The 24,013-nt window shown below is 75.7% G+C and carries 19 protein-coding genes; 4 read left to right on the forward strand and 15 right to left on the reverse strand.

Annotated features, from left to right (window positions below):
- Positions 1-10 precede the first annotated feature (10 nt).
- The 6 genes from WJX68_RS09680 to WJX68_RS09705 all read right to left on the reverse strand — a co-directional run bounded on the left by WJX68_RS09680 (position 11) and on the right by WJX68_RS09705 (position 8,214).
- Entirely contained in the window at positions 11-349 is a 339-nt protein-coding gene (locus WJX68_RS09680; protein ID WP_224391714.1) for a P-II family nitrogen regulator, read from the reverse strand.
- Between the two features lie 3 nt (positions 350-352).
- A complete protein-coding gene (locus WJX68_RS09685; protein WP_422785686.1) occupies positions 353-1,621 on the reverse strand; it encodes an ammonium transporter in 1,269 nt (422 codons plus the stop codon).
- A gap of 309 nt (positions 1,622-1,930) precedes the next feature.
- On the reverse strand, positions 1,931-3,631 hold the full coding sequence (gene ftsY / locus WJX68_RS09690; RefSeq protein WP_340288337.1) for a signal recognition particle-docking protein FtsY: 1,701 nt from the start codon (positions 3,629-3,631) through the stop codon (positions 1,931-1,933).
- A 91-nt stretch (positions 3,632-3,722) separates the two neighbouring features.
- A complete protein-coding gene (smc, locus tag WJX68_RS09695) occupies positions 3,723-7,355 on the reverse strand; it encodes a chromosome segregation protein SMC (RefSeq protein WP_340288339.1) in 3,633 nt (1,210 codons plus the stop codon).
- 76 nt (positions 7,356-7,431) lie between these two features.
- A complete protein-coding gene (locus WJX68_RS09700; RefSeq protein WP_340288341.1) occupies positions 7,432-7,851 on the reverse strand; it encodes a VOC family protein in 420 nt (139 codons plus the stop codon).
- A 72-nt stretch (positions 7,852-7,923) separates the two neighbouring features.
- Positions 7,924-8,214: an acylphosphatase gene (locus WJX68_RS09705; RefSeq protein ID WP_340288344.1), complete on the reverse strand. Its 291-nt coding sequence runs from the start codon at positions 8,212-8,214 to the stop codon at positions 7,924-7,926.
- A 22-nt stretch (positions 8,215-8,236) separates the two neighbouring features.
- Between WJX68_RS09705 and WJX68_RS09710 the strand changes: the two genes are divergently transcribed.
- Complete coding sequence (locus tag WJX68_RS09710; RefSeq protein ID WP_340288347.1) at positions 8,237-9,016, forward strand: CAP domain-containing protein; 780 nt, start codon at positions 8,237-8,239, stop codon at positions 9,014-9,016.
- 49 nt (positions 9,017-9,065) lie between these two features.
- Here the strand turns inward: WJX68_RS09710 and WJX68_RS09715 are convergent, their stop codons facing one another.
- The 6 genes from WJX68_RS09715 to kdpF all read right to left on the reverse strand — a co-directional run bounded on the left by WJX68_RS09715 (position 9,066) and on the right by kdpF (position 17,199).
- Positions 9,066-9,779, reverse strand: a complete 714-nt coding sequence (locus WJX68_RS09715; protein ID WP_340288350.1) for a response regulator — start codon at positions 9,777-9,779, stop codon at positions 9,066-9,068.
- Positions 9,776-12,280 carry a sensor histidine kinase gene (locus WJX68_RS09720; RefSeq protein WP_340288353.1) on the reverse strand — a complete coding sequence of 835 codons (2,505 nt, stop codon included), beginning with the start codon at positions 12,278-12,280 and terminating at the stop codon, positions 9,776-9,778. The genes WJX68_RS09715 and WJX68_RS09720 overlap by 4 nt, the downstream gene beginning before the upstream one ends.
- A 20-nt stretch (positions 12,281-12,300) precedes the next feature.
- Complete coding sequence (locus WJX68_RS09725) at positions 12,301-12,912, reverse strand: potassium-transporting ATPase subunit C (protein WP_340288356.1); 612 nt, start codon at positions 12,910-12,912, stop codon at positions 12,301-12,303.
- Positions 12,912-15,011: a potassium-transporting ATPase subunit KdpB gene (gene kdpB / locus WJX68_RS09730; protein WP_340288359.1), complete on the reverse strand. Its 2,100-nt coding sequence runs from the start codon at positions 15,009-15,011 to the stop codon at positions 12,912-12,914. Before kdpB ends, WJX68_RS09725 begins: the two co-directional genes overlap by 1 nt.
- Before the next feature lie 179 nt (positions 15,012-15,190).
- Positions 15,191-16,870 (reverse strand): potassium-transporting ATPase subunit KdpA, encoded by a 1,680-nt coding sequence (gene kdpA / locus WJX68_RS09735; RefSeq protein WP_340288362.1) that lies wholly within the window; start codon positions 16,868-16,870, stop codon positions 15,191-15,193.
- Positions 16,870-17,199, reverse strand: coding sequence for a K(+)-transporting ATPase subunit F (kdpF, locus tag WJX68_RS25215; protein ID WP_422785683.1), 330 nt, complete (start codon positions 17,197-17,199; stop codon positions 16,870-16,872). Before kdpF ends, kdpA begins: the two co-directional genes overlap by 1 nt.
- A 126-nt stretch (positions 17,200-17,325) precedes the next feature.
- Between kdpF and WJX68_RS09745 the strand changes: the two genes are divergently transcribed.
- Positions 17,326-17,727 carry a hypothetical protein gene (locus tag WJX68_RS09745; protein WP_340288365.1) on the forward strand — a complete coding sequence of 134 codons (402 nt, stop codon included), beginning with the start codon at positions 17,326-17,328 and terminating at the stop codon, positions 17,725-17,727.
- A 49-nt stretch (positions 17,728-17,776) separates the two neighbouring features.
- Complete coding sequence (locus tag WJX68_RS09750) at positions 17,777-18,823, forward strand: magnesium and cobalt transport protein CorA (RefSeq protein WP_340288368.1); 1,047 nt, start codon at positions 17,777-17,779, stop codon at positions 18,821-18,823.
- 35 nt (positions 18,824-18,858) lie between these two features.
- Here the strand turns inward: WJX68_RS09750 and WJX68_RS09755 are convergent, their stop codons facing one another.
- A complete protein-coding gene (locus tag WJX68_RS09755; protein ID WP_340288371.1) occupies positions 18,859-20,649 on the reverse strand; it encodes an APC family permease in 1,791 nt (596 codons plus the stop codon).
- Positions 20,650-21,017: 368 nt separating this feature from the next.
- On the opposite strand from WJX68_RS09755, the gene lysA reads away from it, so the two are divergent.
- Positions 21,018-22,352, forward strand: a complete 1,335-nt coding sequence (lysA, locus tag WJX68_RS09760) for a diaminopimelate decarboxylase (protein WP_340288373.1) — start codon at positions 21,018-21,020, stop codon at positions 22,350-22,352.
- Positions 22,353-22,365: 13 nt separating this feature from the next.
- On the opposite strand, the gene mutM is transcribed toward lysA, so the two are convergent.
- Together mutM and rnc are read right to left on the reverse strand one after the other, a co-directional pair.
- Complete coding sequence (gene mutM / locus WJX68_RS09765) at positions 22,366-23,244, reverse strand: bifunctional DNA-formamidopyrimidine glycosylase/DNA-(apurinic or apyrimidinic site) lyase (RefSeq protein WP_340288376.1); 879 nt, start codon at positions 23,242-23,244, stop codon at positions 22,366-22,368.
- 12 nt (positions 23,245-23,256) lie between these two features.
- Positions 23,257-24,006, reverse strand: coding sequence for a ribonuclease III (gene rnc, locus WJX68_RS09770; protein ID WP_340288379.1), 750 nt, complete (start codon positions 24,004-24,006; stop codon positions 23,257-23,259).
- Positions 24,007-24,013 lie beyond the last annotated feature (7 nt).

Below are 24,013 nucleotides of genomic sequence, written 5' to 3' on the forward strand. Positions count from 1 at the left end.
GGTGCGCCGGTCAGATGGCGTCGGCGCCGCGCTCTCCGGTGCGGACGCGGACGACGGTCTCGACCGGGGTCACCCAGACCTTGCCGTCACCGATCTTGCCGGTACGGGCGGCCTCGACGACCGCGTCGACGACCTTGTCCAGCAGCGCGTCGTCGACGACGACCTCGACCCGGACCTTCGGCACGAAGTCGACCGAGTACTCCGCGCCCCGGTAGACCTCGGTGTGGCCCTTCTGGCGGCCGTAGCCCTGGACCTCGCTGATGGTCAGGCCGAGGACGCCGATCTGCTCCAGCGCGCCCTTCACGTCCTCCAGGACGAACGGCTTGACGATGGCGGTCACGAGCTTCATGGGTCAGACCTCCTGCTTCGCGACGGGGGTGGCCTTCGCCTCGGTGGCGGGCTTCGGCGCGGAGCCGAGACCGCCGCCGCCACGCAGGCCGGAGAACTCGTAGCCGGTCTCGGCGTGCTCGCCCTCGTCGATGCCGGTCTGCTCGACCTCGTCCTCGACCCGCAGGCCGATGGTGTACTTCAGGGCGACGACGATGATCGTGGTGACGACCGCGGTGTAGGCGATGACCGCGAACGCGGCCACGGCCTGCAGGCCCAGCTGGGTGAAGCCGCCGCCGTAGAACAGGCCGTTGACCTCGTCGGGGGCGACGTCGGTGGCGAAGAAGCCGATCGCCAGGGTGCCCCAGAGACCACCGACGAAGTGGACGCCGACGACGTCGAAGGAGTCGTCGTAGCCCAGCTTGTACTTCAGGCCGACGGCCCAGGCGCAGAGCGCACCGGCGATGGCGCCGATGGCGAGCGCACCCAGCGGGGAGACCGAGGCACAGGCCGGGGTGATCGCGACCAGACCGGCGACGATGCCCGACGCGGCGCCCAGCGAGGTGGCCTTGCCGTAGCGGATCTTCTCGACCAGCAGCCAGCCGAGGATGGCGGCGGCGGTCGCGGCGAGGGAGTTGACGAACGCGTAGCCCGCGGCCCAGCCGGCCGAGGTGGCCGAGCCGGCGTTGAAGCCGAACCAGCCGAACCAGAGGACGCCGGCGCCGAGCATGACCATGGTCAGGTTGTGCGGGCGCATGGCCTCGCGCGGCCAGCCGCGGCGCTTGCCCAGGACGATGCAGAGCACGAGGGCGGCGATACCGGCGTTGATGTGGACCGCGGTGCCACCGGCGAAGTCCTTCGCGCCGAGGATGACCGGGATCCAGCCCTGCTCCAGGTCGAAGACCCAGTGCGCGACCGGGAAGTAGACCAGCGTGGCCCACAGGCCGGAGAACAGCACCCAGGCGCCGAACTTCATGCGGTCCGCGGCGGCACCGGCGATCAGCGCGACGGTCAGGATCGCGAACATGCCCTGGAAGCTGACGAAGGCCAGTGCCGGGTAGGCCTCGGTCGCCTCGTCGTTGGGCAGCAGCGCGGTGAGGCCGAAGTACTCGGCCGGGTTGCCCAGCAGGCCGCCGCCGACGAGCTCGGTGCCGAACACCGTGGAGTAGCCGTAGAGGATCCACAGGACCCCGACGACGCCCAGGGCGCTGAAGCACATCATGAACATGTTGAGCACGCTCTTGGACCGGGCCTGGCCGCCGTAGAACAGCGCCACCCCCGGGGTCATGAGCATGACGAGCGCCGCGCTCGTCAGGAGCCAGGCGGTGTCACCGCTGTTGAGGCCTTCCACGGGCTTTGTACCTCCCACGTCTGTGGTTGTCCGACTGGGGAGGAAGAATGGTGAGCGCGTGTTTCGCATTCGGCGCCTGTCCGTTTCGTACCGGTTAACAGGGCGCCGGAGGACATGACGGTTGCGTTACCCAACCGGATCCGCGTGACGGATGGCCATCCGGATGGTCCGTTTCGTGACCTGCCGCACGGAGCGGCGACCCGTGCCGGCGGCCGGCGGCACGGGCCCCGCGGACCCGCGCCGCCGTGCGTCTCAGTCGAGCAGGGCGTCGACGAACGCGTCCGGCTCGAAGGGCGCGAGGTCGTCCGGGCCCTCGCCGAGACCGACGAGCTTGACCGGCACCCCGAGCTCGCGCTGCACGCGGAAGACGATGCCGCCCTTGGCGGTGCCGTCGAGCTTGGTGAGCACGACGCCGGTGACGTCGACGACCTCGCCGAACACCCGGGCCTGGGTGAGCCCGTTCTGCCCGGTGGTGGCGTCGAGGACGAGCAGCACCTCGTCGACCCGGGCCTGCTTCTCGACGACGCGCTTGACCTTGCCGAGCTCGTCCATCAGGCCGGTCTTGGTGTGCAGGCGGCCCGCGGTGTCGAGCAGGACGGCGTCGACGCCGTCGGCGGTGCCGCGCTTGACCGCGTCGAACGCGACGGCGGCGGGGTCGGCGCCCTCGGCCCCGCGCACGACGCCCGCGCCGGAGCGCTCGCCCCAGGTGACGAGCTGCTCGGCGGCCGCGGCGCGGAAGGTGTCGGCGGCGCCGAGGGTGACCCGGTGCCCGCCCGCGACGAGCACCCGGGCGAGCTTGCCGGTCGTCGTGGTCTTGCCGGTGCCGTTGACGCCGACGACGAGCAGCACGGCCGGGCGCCCGTCGTGCGGCAGGGCGTGCACGGAGCGGTCCTGCCCGGTGCCCAGCGCCTCCACCAGCACGTCGCGCAGGGTGGCGCGGGCCTGCTCGGCGGTGCGGACGCCGCGGCTCGCGATCTGCTCGCGGAGCCTGCCGACGATCTCCGCGGTGGTCTCGGGGCCGAGGTCGGCCTGCAGCAGCGTGGCCTCGACGTCCTCCCACGACTCCTCGTCGAGGTCGCCGGCGCCCAGCAGGCCCAGCAGGCTCTGCCCGAGCCCGGAGCGGGAGCGGGACAGGCGTCCGCGCAGGCGGTTGATGCGCCCCTCGGCGGGGGCGATCTCCTCGGCGGGGGCGGCCGGTGCGGTCCCGGTGCCGGTGGGGACCTGCGGCGTGGCCGCCGCGTCGGCGGGGATCTGCTGCGTGGCGCCGCCGTCGGCAGGGATCTGCTGCGTGGTGCGACCGTCGGCGGGGATCTGCTGCGTGGCGCCTCCGTCGGTGGGGGCCGCGGGGCGCTGCAGCTGCCGGGTGTCGGGGTCCTTGCCGGCCTCGGCGGTGTCGATGACGCGGGCGGCGCCCGGCGTGCCGGTGACCGTGCCGCCCGGCCCGGTCGACTGGGTCGGCTGGGGCGGCTGGGTCGGCTCGGTCGGCCGGGTCGGCACGGTCGGGCTGCTCGGCGGCGCCGTCGACGTCAGCGGCGGCGCCGTGCTGACGGGGATGCCGCCCGGTGGTGTGCGGGCCTCGGTGGCGCCGTCGACGACCGGGGTCCCGCCGGGCGGGGTGCGCACCTCGTCGGCGGTGGGGGTCGCGTCGGCCGGGACGGGCGCGGCGGGCCCCGCCGGGGCGGGCGCGTCGGCGGCGGGCGCGGCCGGGTCGCCGTCCCCCGGCGCGCGCGGGCGCTCGGGGGCGGCGGCGGTCCCGGAGGAGAACGCGAACCCGCCGCCGGCCTGGTACGAGCCGCCCTTCGGCTTCGGCGGCCCCGCCTCGAGCTCGCGCTGCTCCTCGTCGGACCGCAGGCTGATCCGCCGCCGCCGGGCGATCACCAGCCCCGCGGCGACGGCGATCAGCAACACCGCCACGACGATCGCGACGACGATCCAGATGGTCTGCGTGGTCACGGCGCCACCCTGCCACGCCCGGTCCGGGCGTCGCGCGGGACACGGCGCTCGCGCCCCGTGCGCGGCCCGCGGCGCGGGCGACGGGACCGGCTCAGGACGCGGGGCGCAGCCGTTGGGAGATGACCTGGGTGATGCCGTCGCCGCGCATGGAGACGCCGTAGAGGGCGTCGGCGACCTCCATCGTCGGCTTCTGGTGGGTGATGACGATGAGCTGGCTGGTCGCGCGCAGCTCCTCCATCAGCGAGATCAGCCGGCGCAGGTTGACGTCGTCGAGGGCGGCCTCGATCTCGTCGAGCACGTAGAACGGCGACGGCCGGGCCCGGAAGATCGCCACCAGCAGCGCCATCGCGGTCAGCGACCGCTCCCCGCCCGACAGCAGCGACAGCCGCTTCACCTTCTTGCCCGGCGGGCGGGCCTCCACCTCGATGCCGGTGGTGAGCATGTCGTCGGGGTCGGTCAGCACGAGCCGGCCGTCGCCGCCGGGGAACAGCGTCGCGAACACGGTCTCGAACTCCGCGGCCACGTCGTGGTAGGCGGTGGTGAAGACCTCGAGGATCTTGTCGTCGACCTCGCGGACGACGGTCAGCAGGTCGCGCCGGGTGTTCTTCAGGTCCTCGAGCTGGGTGGACAGGAAGCGGTAGCGCTCCTCCAGCGCCGCGAACTCCTCCAGCGCCAGCGGGTTGACCTTGCCGAGCAGGGCGAGGTCCTTCTCGGCGCGCCGCAGCCGGCGCTCCTGGGTGGGCCGGTCGAACCGGACCGGCGGCGGCGCGGACACCTGCTCGCCGCGCTCGCGGGCGGCCTCGTACTCGGCGACGTCGGCGGCCGAGGGCGGCACCGGCACGTCCGGGCCGTACTCGGCGACGAGGTCGTCGACGCCGATGCCGTGGTCGCCGAGGATCTTCTCGGTCAGCTGCTCCAGGCGCATCCGGGTCTGCTGGCGCACCATCTCGTCGCGGTGCACGGCGTCGGTGAGCTTCTCCAGCAGCGCGGTCAGCGTCGTCGAGGTGTCCCGGGCCTCGGCGTGCGCGCGGTCGCGCTCGGCGCGGGCGGCCTGGATCTCGTCGCGCTCGGCCGCGGCCGCCGCCAGGGACCGCTCGATCCGCTCCGACGCGGTGTGCCCGGCGTCGACGACGAGCCGCGCCACCTCCGAGGCACGGTCGCGTTCCGCGGCCGCGGCGGCCGCCCGGGAGCGCGCGAGGCGCTCGCCGTGGGCCTGGCGGCGCAGCGTCTCCGCCCGGCCGGCGATCGCGCGGGCGCGCTCCTCGGCGGTGCGCAGCGCGAGGCGGCACTCGACCTCCTCGGAGCGGACCTCCTCCACACGCTCGGCGGCCTCGTCGCGCAGCTCGGTGTCGGGCTCGTCGTCGACGGGGGCGTCGGAGGCCAGCGACAGCTGGTGCTCGGCGGCCTCCAGCTCGATCAGCGAGTCCGAGCGGCGGCGCTCGACGGTGTCGCGCCGCTCGCGCAGCCGCTGCGCCTCGGCCCGGGCCGAGGTGACGACCTGCTCCAGGCGCCGGAGCTGGGCCGCCGCGGCGGAGCGGCGCCGGTCGGCCTCGGGGACGGCGGCGCGGGCCGCGGTCAGGTCCTCGGCGCGCGCGGACTCCTCGGCGCGGGCGCCGTCGAGCGTGGGGCGCAGCGACTCCAGCTCGGCGTCGACGGCGTCGCGGGCCGCGACCGCGTCGTCGACCGCGGCCTGCAGCTGCAGCGCACCCTCGCCCGAGCCGCTGCCGCCGCGGGCGGTGTGCGCGGTGAGCACGTCGCCGTCGGTGGTGACGGCGGTCAGCCCCGGCCGGGCACCGACCGCCGCGGCCGCCCCGGCCAGGTCGTCCACGACGACGGTGTCCGCCAGCAGCGCGGCCAGCGCCGGGGCCAGCGCGGCGGGCGCCGTCACCAGCGACGCGGCCCACCGCCCGGCAGGCGGGGCCTGTCCGGGTACCGCGACCGGCACCCGTCCGCCGTGCCCGGCGGCCGCCCCCGGGCCGGTGCCGCCCGCCGCTGCGTCGCCCGGGCCGGCGCCGACGAGCAGGGCCGCGCGGCCGGCGTCGCCGCCGCGCAGCGCGGCCAGTGCCTCGGCCGCGGCCCCGACCGAGCCCACCGCGACGCCCTCGGCGACGTCGCCGAGCGCGGCGGCGACCGCGGCCCGCCCGGCGGGCTCGACCTCGACGAGCTCGGCGACGGCACCGAGCACCCCGGTGTCGCCGGAGTCCAGCAGCGCACCGGTGCCGTCCCGGCGGACCAGGCCGACCTGCAGCGCGTCCACCCGGGCCCGCCAGTGGGCGCGCCGCTGCTCGGCGTCGCGCTCGGCCCGGACGAGCTCGGCGACCCGATCCTGCGCGGCGCGGTGCCCGGCCTCGGCCTGCTCGACGCGCGCGGCCAGGTCGGCGCCGGCGTCGTCGTCGGCGATCCCGAGGGACTCCCGCGCGGTCTCCAGCTCGGCCTCGGCCTCGCCGGTGCGGGTGGCGGCCTCGGCGAGGGCCTCGGACAGCCGCTCGATCTCCTCGGCGGTGGCGGCGACGCCGGAGCGCAGCGCGTCGGCCTTGCCGGCCAGCGTGGCGATCCCGGCACGGCGGTCGGCGATCGCGCGCACGGCGGCGAGGTGCTCGCGCTCGGCGGCGGCGAGCGTGCGTTCGCGCTCGGCCTTCTCGGTGACGACCTCGTCGAGCCGGCGCCGGGCCTCGGCGACGGCGGCGACCAGCTCCTCCTCCTGCTCGGCGACCGCGTCGGCCTCGGCCTCGGTCTCGTCGGGGTCGCGGCCGGGGGTGCGCTCGGCGGCCGCGGAGGAGGTGAGGTGCCGGACCCGCTCCTCGGCCAGGCGGACCGTGCCGCGCAGCCGTTCGGCGAGCGCGGAGAGCTGGTACCAGGTGTCCTGCGCGATCTGCAGGCGCGGCGCGTCGGCGGCCAGCGCGGTCTCCAGCTCGGCCTGGCGCTCCCGGGCGACGTCGAGCTGCTCCTCGACCTCGGCGCGACGGCGCCGGGCCTGCTCCTGCGACGCCTGTTCGCGCTGCGTCTCCTCCGACAGCGTCACGTAGTCGTCGGCGGCCAGGCGCAGCCGGGCGTCGCGCAGCTCGGTCTGCACGGCCTGCGCGCGGCGGGCGATCTCGGCCTGGCGGCCGAGCGGCTTGAGCTGGCGGCGCAGCTCGGCGGTGAGGTCGCCGAGCCGGGTGAGGTTGGCCTGCATCGCGTCGAGCTTCCGCAGCGCCTTCTCCTTGCGCTTGCGGTGCTTGAGGACCCCGGCGGCCTCCTCGATGTAGGAGCGGCGGTCCTCCGGCTTGGACTGCAGCACCCCGTCGAGCTGGCCCTGCCCGACGATGACGTGCATCTCCCGCCCGATGCCGGAGTCGCTCAGCAGCTCCTGCACGTCGAGCAGCCGGGCACGGGAGCCGTTGATCTCGTACTCGCCGGCGCCGTCGCGGAACATCCGGCGGGTGACCGAGACCTCGGAGTAGTCGATGGGCAGCGCGCCATCGGAGTTGTCGATGGTCAGCGTGACCTCGGCCCGGCCCAGGGCCGCCCGGCCGGACGTGCCGGCGAAGATGACGTCCTCCATCTTGCCGCCGCGCAGCGCCTTGGCGCCCTGCTCACCGAGCACCCAGCTGATCGCGTCGACGACGTTGGACTTGCCCGACCCGTTCGGCCCGACGACGCAGGTGATCCCCGGCTCCAGGCGCAGCGTGGTGGCCGAGGCGAAGGACTTGAAGCCCTTCATCGTCAGCGTCTTCAGGTGCACGGGCGGGGATCTCCAGGTGCGCGGGGGCGACCAGGGTAGCCGGGTGGGCCGCCGCGTCCGACGGCCCGCCCGGACCTCACCCGGCCGACGGGGTCGAGGCGTTGACCACCCAGCGCACGCCGAACCGGTCCGTGACCTGTCCGAACTCGTCGCCCCACATCTGCTTCTCCATCGGCACGTCGACGGTCCCGCCCTCGGACAGACCGGTGAAGAAGCCGCGCAGCTTCTTCGGGTCGTCGCCGGAGAGGCTGACCGAGATGCCCGCGGGCGCCCCCGTCGGCCGCTGCGGGTCCCCGTCGGAGGCCATGAGCGAGAAGCCGTCGGGCGTGCCGAGGTAGGCGTGCATCACGCCGTCGGGCGGTGGGACGGGGCCGGTGGCCCCCATGTCCCCGAACGTCATGACCTGCAGCTCGCCGCCCAGCACGGAGCGGTAGAACTCCATCGCCGCGCGGGCGGTGCCGTCGAAGTGCAGGTAGGGGTTCATCTGGATGGGCACGGCGGCCTCCTCGTCGGTGGGTGTACCGAGGTGTGGACCCGGTACCGACAGCGAACTCGTCGCCGGGACCCGTCAGGCTTCGACGAAACCCGAAAATGCCCCGGACGGCGCAGTCCACTGCTCCGACACGGAGGTCACGCGGCCGGGGGTGCGGCCGCCGCGCAGCTGCTCCAGGAGCCGCTCGCAGGTCTCGCGGTCACCCTCCGCGGTCACCGCCACCCGGCCGTCGGACAGGTTGCGGGCCTGCCCGACCAGCCCGAGCTCGAGCGCCCGCGAACGCGTCCACCAGCGGAAACCGACCCCCTGTACGTCCCCCTGGACCCACGCGATCAGCCGAACGGTCGCATCTGTGTTGCCACTCACAGTGCTGGTACGTTACCCGCCCGTGACCCCAGGACGCACACCGCGCGCCGCCCGCGCGGTGCTCGGCGGGGTGGGGGCCGGCGCCGTACTGGCGATGGCCGCCCCGCTCGCAGCACCCGCGATCACCGGCGTGGCGCTCCCCGCCACCGACGGGTCGGTGGAGGACACCGTCCCGCTCGCCCCCGTCTCCACCGCCGCCCTCGCGACCCCGGCACCCGCCGCAGGCGGCCCGGTCGACGGGGCCGCGGTCGCCCGGGCCGCGCTGGCCGCCGCGCCGGCCGACCCCGGCTCCCCCGCCGTCGCCGCACGGGACGCGCTCGCCGCGTACCGGGCCGCCGAGGCCACCCGGGCCGCCGCGGCCGGTGAGGAGCAGGCCGTCCCCTCGCCCCGCACGGCGGAGCCGGCGGCGGCCGCCGCCCCGGGCGCGTCCGCGGGCCTGTCCGGCGAGCTCGCCCGGGTGGTCGCACTGACCAACGCCGAGCGGGCCGCGGCGGGCTGCGGCGCGCTGCGGGCCGACCCGCGGATCAGCGCCGCCGCGCAGGGCCACAGCGAGGACATGGCCCGGCAGGGCTACTTCGCCCACGACAGCCGCGACGGGCGCGACTTCGCCGACCGCATCACCGCGGCCGGCTACCCCTCCCCCGGCGCGGAGAACATCGCGATGGGCCAGCCCGACGCGGCCACCGTCGTCCAGGACTGGATGGAGTCGCCCGGGCACCGCCGCAACATCCTGGACTGCTCGCTGACCACGATCGGCGTCGGCGAGTCCGGCGGGTACTGGACCCAGGACTTCGGCCGCTGAGGCCGCCGGGGCCGCCGGCGCCGCCCTGGCCGCCGGGGCGGGCGCGGCCTCAGCCGTCGAAGCGGTACCCCATCCCGGCCTCGGTGATCAGGTACTTCGGCCGCGACGGCACCGGCTCCAGCTTGCGGCGCAGCTGGGCGAGGTAGACCCGCAGGTAGTGGGTCTCGGTGCCGTACTGCGGGCCCCACACCTCGCGCAGCAGCCGCTTCTGCTCGACCAGCTTGCCGCGGTGGCGCACCAGCAGCTCCAGGATCCCCCACTCGGTCGGGGTCAGGTGCACCTCCGCGCCGTCGGCGCGCACCACGGTCTTCGCGGCCAGGTCGACGGTGAAGTCGGCCGTGGCGACGACGGCCTCGCCGTCGACGGCGGACACCGCAGCACGGCGGACGGCGGCGCGCAGCCGGGCCAGCAGCTCGGCCATCCCGAACGGCTTGGTCACGTAGTCGTCGGCACCGGCGTCGAGGGCGCGGACCTTGTCGGCGGAGTCGGTGCGCGCGGACAGCACGATGACCGGCACCGTGCTCCACCCGCGCAGCCCCTCGACGACCTCGGTGCCGTCGAGGTCGGGCAGCCCCAGGTCCAGCACGACGACGTCCGGGTGCCCGTCCGCGGCGGCCCGCAGCGCCGCCGACCCGTCGGCGGCGGCGAGCACGGTGTAGCCGTGCGCGGTGAGGTTGATCCGCAGCGCGCGCAGGATCTGCGGGTCGTCGTCGACGACGAGCACCCGCACCCCGTTCGCGGCGCCGCGCGCGGGGGCGTTCACGACGCCACCACGACGGCCGCGGCGGGCAGCGACACGACGACGGTGAGGCCCCCGCCGGGGGTGTCCTCGGCCGTGAGCTCGCCGTCCATCACCGCGGTCAGCCCGCGGGCGACCGACAGCCCCAGCCCGAGCCCGGCCACGGCGTCGCGGTCACCGAGCCGCTGGAACGCCGCGAACAGCGCGTCCCGCTCGCGGGGGGAGACCCCGCGGCCGTGGTCGACCACCCGCAGCTCCACCCGGTCGGCGTAGGCGCTGGCGCGCAGCACGACCTCGGACCCGCCGCCGTGGCGCAGGGCGTTGTCCACGACGTTGGCGACGACCCGGTCCAGGAGCCCGGCGTCGGCGAGCACGTCGGGCACGTCCTCGCCGATCTCCAGCCGGACCCGGTCGGCGCCCTCCAGGCCGAGCAGCGCGGTCGCGGCGACCTCGTCGTAGCCGACCGGGGCGAGCAGCGGGGTCACCGCGCCCGCGGCGAGCCGCGAGGAGTCGAGCAGGTTGTCCACCAGCGCGGTGAGCCGGTCCGCGGACTCCTCGACGGTGGCGAGCAGCTCGGCGCGGTCGGCGTCGTCGAGGGGCAGGTGCTCGTCGCGCAGGCTGCCCGCGGCCGCCTTGATCGAGGTCAGCGGGCTGCGGAGGTCGTGCCCGACGGCCGACAGCAGCGCCCCGCGGGTCTCGTTGGCCGCCGCGCGCCGCTCGGCGTCGGCGGCGCCGGCCTCGGCGCGCTGCCCGCGCAGCGCCAGCAGCGCCTGCCCGCCGACGACCTCCAGCAGCCTGCGGTCCGCGGCGGGCAGGGTGCGGCCGGTCCCGACCAGGTGCAGCCCCTCGGCGACGACGACGTCGACGTCGGCCTGGTCGGGCCGCGCGCAGTCCCCGGCGTCGCCGGTGCAGGCGACCCGGCGCCACACCCGGTCCTCGCCGCGTTCGAGCAGCGCGACCGACCGCAGCGCCCACGTCTCGCGGACCTTGTCCAGCAGCCGCGGCAGCGGGTCGGAGCGGGTCAGCACCGTCCGCGCGAACGACGCCAGCAGCGCCGCCTCCGCCCGGGCCCGCGCGGCCTGCTCGGCGCGCCGCGCCGCCCGGTCGACGACCAGCGCGACGAGCACCCCGACCAGCAGCATCGTCGCGACGGTGAGGACGTTGCCCGGGTTGGCGATCACCAGCGAGTACAGCGGCGGGGAGAGGAAGAAGTTCAGCAGCAGCCCGCCGAGCAGCGCGGCGAGCAGGGCCGGGCCGAGCCCGCCGGCGAGCGCGGCGAGCACGGTGGCGAGGAAGTAGAGGACGACGTCGGTGGACAGGTCCACCCACGGCGACAGGACGACGCCCAGCACCGTCGCGACGGCCGGGCCCGCGAGGGCGACGACCCAGCCGAGCGCCTGGCGGGACGCGGGCAGCGCGGTGCGCAGCCGCGGCAGGCGCAGCGCGCGACCGGCCTCGCGGTGGGTGACCATGTGCACGTCGATCGGCCCGGACTCCTGCACGACGCGGGCGCCGATGCCCGGGTCGAACACCCGCGCCAGGCGCGAGCGCCGCGACGTGCCGAGCACCACCTGGGTGGCGTTGGCGCCGCGGGCGAAGTCGAGCAGGGCGTCCCCGACCGACTCGCCGACGACGGTGTGGAACGACGCGCCGACGCCCTCGGCCATCCGGCGCACCCGGTCGGCGGCACCGACCTGGCCACCGGACAGGCCGTCGCCGCGCAGCACGTGCACGGCCATGAGGTCCGCGCCGCCGGACCGTTTCGCGATCCGCGCCGCGCGCCGCAGCACCGTCTCCGACTCCCGTCCGCCGGTCAGCGCGACGACGACGCGCTCGCGGGTCTCCCAGATCTCGTCCACCTGCTTCTCGCTGCGGTAGCGGCGCAACGCGGTGTCCACCTCGTCGGCGATCCACAGCAGGGCCAGCTCGCGCAGCGCGACCAGGTTGGGGACCCGGAAGTAGTGGGCGAGGGCGGCGTCGACCTTCTCCGCGGCGTAGACGTTGCCGTGGGCGAGCCTGCGGCGCAGCGCCTCCGGGGTGATGTCGACGATCTCGATCTGCTCGGCGGCGCGCACGACGTCGTCGGGCACGGTCTCCTGCTGGCGGGCCCCGGTGATCGTCGCGACGACGTCGCCGAGCGACTCCAGGTGCTGCACGTTGACCGTGGAGATGACGTCGATGCCCGCGTCGAGCAGCTCCTGCACGTCCTGCCAGCGCTTGGCGTTGCGCGAGCCGGGCGCGTTGGTGTGGGCCAGCTCGTCGACCAGCGCGACCTGCGGGCGGCGCGCCAGGACGGCGTCGAGGTCCATCTCCTCCAGCCGGGTGCCGTGGTGCTGCACGACCCGGCGCGGGACGACCTCCAGCCCGTCGAGCAGCGCGGCGGTGCGGTCGCGGCCGTGGGTCTCCACGACACCGACGACGACGTCGGTGCCGCGCCCGAGGCGGCGGTGGGCCTCGCCGAGCATGGCGAAGGTCTTGCCGACCCCGGGCGCGGCGCCGAGATGGATGCGGAGCTCTCCCCTCATCCGGCCATTGTCGGCCCTGCTCACCCGCGCGCGTCCCGCACGGACAGGTTGAGTTCGGTGACGTTCACCCGCGGCTCCCCGAGGAACCCGAGGGTGCGCCCGGACGTCGCGGCGGCGACGAGCTCACCGACGCGCGCGACGGGCAGCCCGGTGACCCGCGCGACGCGGGGCACCTGCAGGGCCGCGTACTCCGGGCTGATGTCCGGGTCGAGCCCGGACGCCGACGCGGTCACCGCGTCGGCCGGGACCGCCTGCGGCGCGACGCCCTCGCGGGCGGCGATCACCGCGCGGCGCTGCTGCACGGCGGCCAGCAGCCCGTCGTCGAAGCCGCCCTTGTTCGACCCGCCGGAGGTGGCGGTGTCGGCCGGGCCGAGTCCGTCCTCGGCCTCGGCCGACGCCGCGGGCCGGGTGTGGAAGAAGGGGTCGGCGGCCGGGTCGGGCGCGACCGGGTCGATCCCGATCAGCGACGACCCGGTGCCGCCCGGCAGCACCGAGCCCTCGGCCCGGGCATCCAGGCCCGAGATCCGGGCGACGCCCCAGATCGCGAGCGGGTAGACGATCCCGCACAGGACCGTCATGACGAGGAGCACGCGCAGACCGGTGGCGGTCTGGCGGCGCAGGGTGGTGAGCATCAGATCCCCGGGACGAGACGGACGAGCAGGTCGATGAGGAAGATCCCGGCGAACGGGGTGACGACCCCGCCGAGGCCGTAGATCAGCAGGTTGCGCCGCAGCAGCGACGCCGCCGACGACGGCCGGTAGCGCACCCCGCGCAGGGCCAGCGGGATCAGCGCCACGATCACCAGCGCGTTGAAGATCACCGCGGAGAGGATCGCGGACTCCGGCGTCGCCAGGCCCATCACGTTGAGCAGCCCCAGTGACGGGTAGAGCGCGACGAACATCGCGGGCAGGATCGCGAAGTACTTCGCGAGGTCGTTGGCGACCGAGAACGTCGTCAGCGCGCCGCGGGTGATGAGCAGCTGCTTGCCGATCTCGACGATCTCGATCAGCTTGGTCGGGTCGGAGTCCAGGTCGACCATGTTCCCGGCCTCCTTCGCGGCGGAGGTGCCGGTGTTCATGGCGACGCCGACGTCGGCCTGGGCCAGCGCGGGCGCGTCGTTGGTGCCGTCGCCGGTCATCGCGACCAGCCGGCCGCCCTCCTGCTCGCGGCGGATGTAGGCGAGCTTGTCCTCCGGCGTGGCCTCGGCCAGGTGGTCGTCGACCCCGGCCTGCGCCGCGATCGCCGCGGCGGTGCGTGGGTTGTCGCCGGTGACCATCACCGTGCGGATGCCCATCGCGCGCAGCTCGGCGAAGCGCTCGGCCATGCCGGGCTTGACGACGTCGGACAGCTCGATGACGCCGAGCACGCGGGCGCCGCGCCCGTCCGGGGCGTCGGCGGCCGCGACGACCAGCGGGGTCCCGCCGTCGTCGGAGACGGTCTCGACGATGCGGTCGACCTCGGCCCGGTCGGCGGCCTGCGCCCACTCCAGGACGGCGGCCGCGGCGCCCTTGCGGACGACCTCGCCGTCGAGGTCGATGCCCGACATCCGGGTCTGCGCGGTGAACGGCACGAACTCCGCGACGGCCTCCGCGGCGTCCGCCTCGGGGGCGAGCCCGTGCTCGGACGCGCAGAGCTCGACGATGCTGCGGCCCTCGGGCGTCTGGTCGGCCAGGCTCGACAGCCGGGCCGCGCGGGCGAGCTCGTCGGTCCCGGTGCCGCCCACGCCGTGCAGCGCGGTGGCGCGCCGGTTGCCGAAGGTGATGGTGCCGGTCTTGTCGAGCAGCAGCGTGTCGACGTCACCGGCGGCCTCGACGGCGCGCCCGGAGGTGGCGAGCACGTTGCGCTGCACCAGCCGGTCCATGCCGGCGATGCCGATCGCGGACAGCAGCGCGCCGATGGTGGTCGGGATCAGGCAGACCAGCAGCGCGGTGAGCACGAGCAGCGGGACCTGGGTGCCGGCGTAGGCGCTCATCGGGGCGATCGCGACGACCGCGAGCAGGAAGATGATCGTCAGGGCCGAGAGCAGGATCGTCAGGGCGATCTCGTTCGGCGTCTTCTGCCGGGCCGCGCCCTCGACGAGCGCGATCATCCGGTCGACGAAGGACTCCCCGGGCCGGGTGGTGATGCGCACGACGATCCGGTCCGACAGCACCGTGGTGCCGCCGGTGACGGCGCAGCGGTCGCCGCCGGCCTCCCGGATGACGGGTGCGGACTCGCCGGTGATCGCGGACTCGTCGACCGAGGCGATGCCGTGGACGACGTCGCCGTCGCCGGGGACGGTCTCCCCCGCCTCGACGACGACCAGGTCCCCCAGCCGCAGCTGCGCGCCCGGCACCTGCTCCTCGCGGGCGTCCGGGTCGGCGGGGTCCTCGCCGAGCAGCCGCCGGGCGACGGTGTCGCGCTGGGTGGCGCGCAGCGACGCGGCCTGCGCCTTGCCGCGCCCCTCGGCGACGGCCTCGGCGAGGTTCGCGAACAGGACCGTGAACCACAGCCAGGCCGCGATCAGCACCGCGAACACGCTGGGGTCGACGACGGCGAGCACGGTGACCAGCACCGACCCGACCCAGACGACGAACATCACCGGGTTGCGGGCCTGCACGCGCGGGTCGAGCTTGCGCAGGGCCTCGGGCAGCGCGGCCAGCAGCTGCCCCGGGGCGAAGGCCCCCGCGGCGACGGGCGCGGGCGCCGGGTCGGACGCCTGCGGCCCGGTGGTGGGCCGCTCGGTGGACACGGACACGTTCTCCTCCGGTCGGGGACTCCCCCCGCCGCGGTCCGCTCCGAGGGTCACCCCCGTAGCGCTGTAGGCCTCGAGGGTTCCCCTGGGAGCACCGCCGGAGGCGGGCGACGGCGCCGGTGCGGGGGTGGGGGTGGACGCGGGGGCCGGACCGGTGTCCGGGCCGGGGCGCGGGGTCACGACAGGGCCTCGGCGATCGGGCCGAGCGCCAGTGCCGGGAAGAACGTCAGCGCCGAGACCAGCAGCACGGTGCCCCCGACGAGCCCGGCGAACAGCGGGCCGTCGGTCGGCAGCGTCCCCGCCCCGGCCGGGACGCGGCGCTGGCGGGCCAGGGCACCCGCCAGCGCGAGGACGGCGAGGATCGGCACGAAGCGCCCGAAGAGCATCGCCATCCCCAGCCCGGCCTGGAAGAAGTCGCTGGTCACGGTGATCCCGGCGAACGCCGAGCCGTTGTTGTTGGCGGCCGAGGCCCAGGCGTAGAGGACCTCGGAGAAGCCGTGCGCCCCGTCGTTGTTCAGTGCGTCGGCGGTGCCCGGCAGCGCGATCGCCAGACCGGCCCCCAGCAGCACGAACGCCGGCATGACCAGGATCGACACCGCGGCGTAGGTGATCTCGCGGCGGCCGAGCTTCTTGCCGAGGTACTCCGGGGTCCGGCCGACCATCAGCCCGGCGAGGAACACCGCGATGACGGCGAGCACGAGCAGGCCGTAGAGGCCCGCGCCGACCCCGCCGGGGGCGACCTCGCCGAGCAGCATGTTCAGCAGCGTCACGCCGCCGGCCGCGCCGGAGTAGCTGTCGTGCATCGAGTTGACCGCGCCGGTGGACGTCCCGGTCGTCGACACCGCGAACAGGACCGAGCCGGGGACGCCGAAGCGCACCTCCTTGCCCTCCAGCGCGCCGCCCGCGGCGAGCGCGGCGGGGCCGTTGGGGTGGTTCTCGGCGAGCCAGGCGGCGGCGAGCATGAGCGCCCACAGGCCGCCCATGACCGACAGCAGGACGACGCCCTGGCGGACCCGGCCGACCATGACCCCGAAGGTGCGGGTCAGCGCGACCGGGATCACCAGCAGCAGGAAGATCTCCAGCAGGTTCGCGACCGGGCCCGGGTTCTCGAACGGGTGCGCGGAGTTCGCGTTGAAGATCCCGCCGCCGTTGGTGCCGAGCTCCTTGACCGCCTCCTGCGACGCGGCCGGGGCCAGCGGGAGGGTGTGCACCGAGCCGTCCACGGCGGTGATCTCCACCCCGGAGCGCAGCGACTGCACGACGCCGGTCGCGACGAGGGCGACGGCGGCGACGACGGCGACCGGCAGCAGGATCCGGGTGACGCCGCGGGTGAGGTCGACCCAGAAGTTGCCGATGCGCCCGTCGTCGTCGCCGCGGGAGACGAACCCGCGGACCAGCGCGACGGCGACCGCCATGCCGACGGCCGCGGACACGACGTTCTGCACGGTCAGCCCGGCCATCTGGACGGTGTGGCCGAGGACCTGCTCCGGCACGTAGGACTGCCAGTTCGTGTTCGTCACGAACGAGACGGCGGTGTTGAACGCCATCGCGGGGGCCACGGAGCCGGGGCCCTCGAAGCCGTCGGTGCCGCGGCCGAAGCCGAGCGGCAGCAGCCCCTGGACACGCTGCATCACGTACAGCAGCAGGATCGAGACCAGGGAGAACCCGAGCACCCCGGCCGCGTAGGTGGTCCAGCGCTGCCCGGATCCGGCGTCGACCCGGCACAGCCGGTAGATCCAGCGCTCCACCCGCCAGTGCCGGGTGTCGGTGTAGACGCGGGCCATCCAGTCGCCCAGCGGCTTCCAGGTCAGTGCGAGCAGCGCGACCAGCGCGCCCGCCTGCAGCAGCCCGGCCATCAGAACTTCTCCGGTCGGAGCAGCGCGACGACCAGGTAGACGAGCAGGGCCAGGGCGAGCACCCCGCCCACGACGTTCGCGATCACAGCTTCTCCATCCCGCGCAGGGTGAGCGCGAACACGACGAAGCAGGCTGCCGTCAGCGCGATGTAGGCCAGGTCGGCCACGGGACACTCCTCGTACCTCGCACCCGCCGGTACCTCCGGCGGGCCGCGCAGGATCGTGCGCTCCGCGCCGCGGCCGCACGTGCGTGGTGACGCCGGATTGACGCCCGCCGGGGTCCGCGTTGACGCGTTCTTGACGCCCGGTGGTGGCGGTCACGTCCCCCACCCGGGCGATCGGTCTCAGGAGCCCGTCAACGAACCGGGGGGCGCGCGCCAAGGCGGCGTCAGTGCCCGTGGCGGGCGGGAGCCGGGCGGGGACGCTGTGCGCGTGCTGCAGCGTCGCCCGTCTCCCGTGGACCCACCGGTCCCGCCCCGCCTGCCCGGCCCGGCCGGGTTTCTGCTGTCCGTGCCGGCCGGGGTCCTGACGGCCGTCGCCTGCGGGACCGCCGCGGCGGCGGGGGTACCGGCCGGGGCGTCCGTCGTGCCGGCCGCGGCCCTGGCCACCGCGGCGGTCGCGGCCCGGACGACGACGCCCGGCGCGCTGGTCGCCGCGGCGGTGTGCTGGGCCTTCGCCGACGGCTTCGTCCTGAACGGCCGCGCGGAGCTGCACATTGGCCCCGACGACCTGGCGCTGCTGGTCACGCTGCTGGCCGTCGCCGTGCTCGCGCGTGTCCTGCCGGTCGCGGCCGGACGGCTGCGCCGCGGGGCGGGCCCCGTCCGGGACGGTTGCGGGCCGCGTCCCTGGATACCCTGACCGACGGCGCGGGATCGTCCCGGTCCCGCCCGGCCGGGGAGGCGCAGGCATGTCCGTGATCGACAACGCGGTCTACGTCGACGGCAAGCGGGCGGCCGCGCCGGACCACGTCGACACCGCCGTCGACGAGCTGCGCCGCTGCCGCGGTGACCACGCCGACGGCAGCACCGCGTTCTGCTGGATCGGGATGCTGCGCCCCGACGCCGAGGAGATCGCCGGCATCGGACGCGAGTTCGCGCTGCACGCGCTGGCCGTCGAGGACACCGTCAACGCCCACCAGCGCCCCAAGCTGGAGCGCTACGGCACCACCGAGTTCGTCGTGCTGCGCCCGGCCCGCTACGTCGACTCCGACGAGGTCGTCGAGATCGGCGAGGTCCACCTGTTCCTCGGCCCGGACTTCGTCATCACGGTGCGGCACGCGGTGGAGCCGCAGCTGGGCGAGGTCCGCGACCGGCTGGAGAACGACCCGGAGCTGCTCGCGCACGGCCCGATGGCGGTGCTGTACGCGGTGCTGGACCGCGTGGTCGACGACTACTTCCCGGTCCTCGACGGCCTGCAGGACGACATCGACGAGATCGAGGAGCAGGTCTTCCGCGGCGACCCCGAGGTGTCGCGGCGCATCTACCAGCTCACCCGCCAGGTGATCGCGTTCCAGCGGGCCGTCGAGCCGCTGCAGGAGATCTTCGTCGAGCTGCGGGCGCGCTTCGCCAAGTCCGGCGACGCCCCGGACCTGGAGCTGCGGCGCGCGATGCGCGACGTCATCGACCACGCCACCCGGGTCCGCGAGCGTGTCGAGGGCTTCCGCGACCTGCTCGGCAACATCCTGACGGTCAACTCCACGCTGGTCGCGCAGCGGCAGAACGAGGAGATGACCCGGCTGACCGAGGCCGGGTTCACCCAGAACGAGCAGATGAAGCGGGTGTCGTCCTGGGCGGCGATCCTCTTCGCGCCGACCCTGATCGCCGGCATCTACGGGATGAACTTCGACACCATGCCCGAGCTGCACTGGACGCTGGGCTACCCGATGGCGCTGGGCCTGATGCTGCTGCTCGGGCTGGTGCTGTACCTGGCGTTCAAGCGCAACGACTGGCTGTAGCCCGGCCGGGCGGCATCCGCACCCGCCGGCGGCGCTCAGGCGCGCAGTCGCATCCGTCCGACGACGGCGTCGGTGTGCCGTGCGGCGTAGCGCGCCAGCCCGGCGCCCCGGTGGCCGAGCAGCGGGGCGTGCCGTCGACGACGGGGCGCCGGCTCCGGGATCAGCAGCGTCACGTCGCGACCGCCCGCGGCGAGCGCCCGCAGGTACCCGCACACGGCAGGCCCGAGGCGGCGCCGGGGACGGCCGCGTTCGTCGGTGCCCGACAGCAGGACGAGCTCGACGTCGGGCCGCCATCGGGCCCAGCGGCGGCGCAGGTCGTCGGCGGCGGCGAGGTCGTCGGCGTCGCGGCCGAGGACGACGTGCACGGCCACCGTGTCCCGACCCATCGACCGCGCGGTCGACAGCGCGTGCTCGGCGAGCACGTCGATCTCCGCCACCGGGACGACGACCACCGACGGCGCCCCGTGCGGGAGCGCGGTGCACCGGTCCGCGGCGAGCCGGGCGGCCATGCCGGCGTACCCGCGGCGCACGGCGACGAACAGCGCCACCAGCATCGGCACGACGACCACCACCAGCCAGGCGCCGGCGGCCGCCTTCTCGACGGTGAGCACGACCGCGGCCACGGCGGTGAGGGCGGATGCGGTCCCGCAGAGCGCGACCCGGGCACGGGCGCCCGGGCCGCCCGTCCGCAGATGGTGCACGACCATCCCGGCCTGGCACAGCGCGAACCCCACGAAGACGCCGATGGCGAACAGCGGCACGAGCAGGGCGACGTCACCGCCGGTGACCAGCAGCAGCACGGCGGCGAGCACCGACAGGGACAGGATCGACGCGCGGTAGACCTGCCGGTCCCCGCGCACGGCGAACATCCGGGGCAGCGCGTCGTCGGCAGCCAGGCGGGCGGCCAGCACCGGCAGGCCGCCGTAGGAGGTGTTCGCCGCCAGGGCCAGCAGCACCACCGTCGTCAGCTGGACCCCGACGTAGATCCAGCCGCTGCCCAGCGACGCCTGGACCAGGAGCGAGAGCAGCGTCCGGTCCGGGGTCGGGGCGACACCGAGGCGGTCGACGAGGGCGCCCAGTCCCAGCAGCAGCAGGCCGAGGACCACGCCGAGGACGAGCTCGGCGTCGCGGGCGCGGCGACGCCGGTCGGCCCGGAACGACGGCGTCGCGTTCGCGATCGCCTCGACCCCGGTGAGCGCCGCGCAGCCGTTCGCGAACGCGGCGAGGAGCAGCAGGACCCCGACCTCCTGCGCCCCGACCACCGGGGCCGCGGGCGGCAGCGTCTCGGCCGGGCCGTCGCGCAGCAGGCCGACGACGATGACGACGGCGAGCGCCCCGACGAACACCGCGGCGGGGAGCGCGAACAGCCGTCCGCCCGTCACCACGCCGCGCAGGTTGACGGCCGTGACGACCGCCAGCGCCCCCAGGCACAGCGCGGGGGTCCAGCCGATCAGATCCGGGAACGCCGAGGTCAGGGCGGCGACACCGGCCGCGATCGACACCGCCACGTTGAGGACGTAGTCGACGACCAGTGAGGCCGCGGCGACCAGCCCGGCACCGGGGCCGAGATTGCGCCGCGCGACGGAGTACGCGCCCCCGCCGTCCGGGTAGGCCGCGATCACCTGCCGGTAGCCGAGCACCAGCAGGGCGAGCAGACCCACGATCACCGCGGTCACCAGCGGGGCGGCACCGAGCCCGGCCGCACCGGCCACGGCCAGGGCGACGACGACGGCCTCCGGCCCGTAGGCGCACGAGGCGAGGGCGTCCAGGCCCAGCGCGGCGACCCCGGTGATCGTGCCGAGACGGTGGCGGTCGCCGCCGTCCACGGACGACGTGCGGGTCGCGGACGGGGACGGATCAGGGGGCTCGCCGGCGTCGGCCGGCCGATCGGCGTGCACGGTCACGGTCGGAGAGCCTGCGCGGTGGACCGGGCCCGGCCCGGTGGTCCTGTCGCATTCTTGACGCCCCGCCGGCCGTCCGGTCCCGCAGCCGGCGGTGCGGCCCGGGGCCGCGGGCGCCGCGGGCCCGCGGACCGTCGCGGGAGACGGGGATCACCGTCCGTCAGCAGCGCGCGAAGCCCGCGGACCCCGGCGTCAACAGCGCGTCCGGACCCGCGGCGGTGGCCGGTCCTGCGGGCGATACCGGTGGGGCATGGCGCCCGCACCGGGCGCCCGCGACCAAGGAGTCCCCTCCGGTGACCCTCGCCGACCTCCTCCCCACCCTGCGCCCGACGCTCGCCGCCCGTCTCGAACCGGGCCTGTGGCCGGTCACGGCCCGCGCGGCCTCCGACGGCACCCTCACCGTGGGCGGTGTCGACCTCACCGAGGTCGCCGCCCGGTTCGGCACCCCGGTGCAGGTGCTCGACACCGCCGACGTCCGGGCCCGCTGCCGCGCCTACCGGGCCGCACTGCCCGACGCGGAGATCGTCTACGCCGGCAAGGCGTTCCTGTGCCGGGGCATGGCCCGGCTCGTCGCCGACGAGGGCTGCTCGGTCGACGCCTGCTCCGGCGGCGAGGTCGCCGTGGCCGCCGCGGCGGGCCTGCCCGGCGAGCGGATCGTCCTGCACGGCACGGTCAAGACCGACGAGGACCTCAAGGCCGCGTTCGCCGCGGGCGTCGGGCGGATCGTGCTCGACTCCGCCGCCGAGGTCGACCGGATCGCGGCGCTGGCGCCGGGCCGGCAGAGGGTGCTGCTGCGGGTCGCCCCGGACGTCGACGCCGGCACCCACCCCGGGCTCACGACCGGGACCGCGTCGAGCTGGTTCGGGATGCCGCCGGAGGAGGTGCTCGAGGCCGCGGGACGGGTGCTCGCCCGCCCCGAGCTGGAGCTCGCCGGCCTGCACTGCCACCTCGGCTCGCAGGTGCCCTCGGTGTCGCGCTACGAGCGCGCGGCCGTCCGCATGGTCGGTGTGCTGGCGGCCCTGCGGGCCCGCTACGGCGTCACGCCCGCCGAGCTCGACCTGGGCGGCGGTCACGCGGTCGGCTACGCCGAGGGCGAGCCCTGCCTGGACCCGGCGACGTTCGGCCGGGCGGTGCGCGGCACGCTCGCGCGGGCCTGCGCGTCCTACGGGCTGGCGGAGCCGCGGCTGCTGGTGGAGCCCGGCCGGGCGGTCGTCGCCCGGGCGGGGGTGACGGTGTACCGCGTGGGGGCGGTGCAGCGCTGCGGCGACGGCTCCACGACCGTGCTCGTCGACGGCGGCATGAGCGACGACCCGCGCCCCGCCCTCTACGGCGCCCGCTACCCCGTGCGGCTGGTCGGGCGCGCGACCCGGGCGCCGCTGGTGACGGTGCGGGTCGCGGGCCGGCACTGCGAGTCCTCCGACGTCGTCGCCGACGCGGTGCGGCTGCCCGCGGACCTCGCGCCCGGCGACCTGCTCGCGGTGCCGGTGTCCGGCGCGTACCACGCGTCGATGGCCTCGACCTACAACCAGGTGCCCCGTCCGCCGGTCGTCGCGGTCGCGGCGGGCGCGGCGATGCCGCTGCTGCGCCGCGACACCCCGGAGGACCTGCTGCGCCGCGACGTCGGGTAGGCGGCCCGGCCGGTCAGCGCCGGGGACGCGGCGCGGGCTGGCAGCGCGGGCAGGTGAACGAGGAGCGGTTCATGAACGCGTCCCGGCGGATCGGGGTGCCGCAGCGACGGCACGCCCGGTCCGCCTGGCCGTAGACGTTCAGGGAACGGTCGAAGTAGCCCGAGGCGCCGTTGACGTTGACGTAGAGCGCGTCGAACGAGGTGCCGCCCTGGGCCAGCGCCTCGTGCATCACGGTGCTCGCGGCGTCGAGGACGGCGTGGCCCTGCGCGCGGGTCAGCCTGTCCGTCGGTCGGGCGCCGTGCAGCCGGGCCCGCCACAGGGCCTCGTCGGCGTAGATGTTGCCGATCCCGGAGACGACGGTCTGGTCGAGCAGCGCGCGCTTGATCTCGGTGCGGCGCCGGCGCAGCGCGGCGACGGCGTCCCCGGCGACCCACGCCGGGTCCATCGGGTCGCGTGCGATGTGCGCGACGGGTGCGGGCACCAGGCCGCCGCCGGTGGCCGCGGCCAGCGGGTGCACCGACAGCCCGCCGAACGTGCGCTGGTCGACGAAGCGCAGCTCGGGGCCGTCGTCGTCGAAGCGGACGCGCACCCGCAGGTGCTTCTCGTCCGGCGCGTCCGGGGCCTCGACGAGCATCTGCCCGGACATCCCGAGGTGCGCGAGCAGCGCGTCGTCGCCCTCACCGGCGGAGTCCAGCTCCAGCCACAGGTACTTGCCGCGCCGGGCCGCGGCGGACAGGGTCCGGCCGGTGAGGCGGCCGGCGAAGTCGTCGCCGCCGGCGGGGTGACGGCGCACCGCGCGCGGGTGCAGCACCTCGACGCGCGCGATCCGGCGGTCCAGCACGTGGTCGGCCAGGCCGCGGCGGACGACCTCGACCTCGGGGAGTTCGGGCATCGGGTCGGGCGCCTAGAGGGTGGAGCCGGTGCTCTCGTCCGACAGGGCGCGCCAGGCGATCTCGGCCGCCTTCTGCTCGGCCTCCTTCTTGGTGCGCCCCGCGCCGCTGCCGAGGTCGCGGCCCCCGACCACGGCCGTCGCGGTGAACACCTTGAGGTGGTCCGGGCCCTCCTCGTCGATCCGGTACTCGGGCACGCCGTGCCCGCCTGCGGCGGTGAGCTCCTGCAGGCTGGTCTTCCAGTCCAGGCCCGCGCCGAGCAGCGGGGCGCTGTGGAGCAGGTCGGCGAACAGCCGGTGGATCAGCTCCCGCGACGGCTCCAGGCCGTGCTCGAGGTACACGGCGCCGAGCAGCGCCTCGGTGGCGTCGGCCAGGATGCTGGCCTTCGACCGGCCACCGGTCAGCTCCTCGCCGCGGCCCAGGTAGAGGTAGGCGCCGAGGCCGTGCGGACCGTCACCGGGGGTCGGCAGCTCGGCGGCGACGCTCGCGAGCGCGTGCATGTTGACCACGCTCGCCCGCAGCTTCGCCAGCTGCCCCTCCGGCAGGTCCGGGTGGTCCCGGTAGAGCCGCTCGGTGATCACGATCGACAGCACCGAGTCGCCGAGGAACTCGAGGCGCTCGTTGGTCGGGAGACCGCCGTGCTCGTAGGCGTAGGACCGGTGGGTCAGCGCCAGCGTGAGCAGCGCGTCGTCCAGGTCCACACCGAGTGCGGACAGCAGAGGTGACCGGTCCGTCGCCGGACCGGTCACGCTCTTGTCGCCCACGGGTGCG

Source organism: Pseudonocardia spirodelae (assembly GCF_037727765.1).
GTDB classification, from domain to species: Bacteria; Actinomycetota; Actinomycetes; order Mycobacteriales; family Pseudonocardiaceae; genus Pseudonocardia; species Pseudonocardia spirodelae.

What these genes read in the sequence shown, in the direction of transcription:
- WJX68_RS09685 (WP_422785686.1), bottom strand. Translation starts at nt 1,621, where the DNA reads ATGCTCATGACCCCGGGGGTGGCGCTGTTCTACGGCGGCCAGGCCCGG.
- WJX68_RS09725 (WP_340288356.1), bottom strand. Translation starts at nt 12,912, where the DNA reads ATGCTCACCACCCTGCGCCGCCAGACCGCCACCGGTCTGCGCGTGCTC.
- WJX68_RS09680 (WP_224391714.1), bottom strand. Translation starts at nt 349, where the DNA reads ATGAAGCTCGTGACCGCCATCGTCAAGCCGTTCGTCCTGGAGGACGTG.
- kdpA (WP_340288362.1), bottom strand. Translation starts at nt 16,870, where the DNA reads ATGGCCGGGCTGCTGCAGGCGGGCGCGCTGGTCGCGCTGCTCGCACTG.
- mutM (WP_340288376.1), bottom strand. Translation starts at nt 23,244, where the DNA reads ATGCCCGAACTCCCCGAGGTCGAGGTCGTCCGCCGCGGCCTGGCCGAC.
- WJX68_RS09720 (WP_340288353.1), bottom strand. Translation starts at nt 12,280, where the DNA reads ATGAGGGGAGAGCTCCGCATCCATCTCGGCGCCGCGCCCGGGGTCGGC.
- WJX68_RS09750 (WP_340288368.1), top strand. Translation starts at nt 17,777, where the DNA reads ATGTCCGTGATCGACAACGCGGTCTACGTCGACGGCAAGCGGGCGGCC.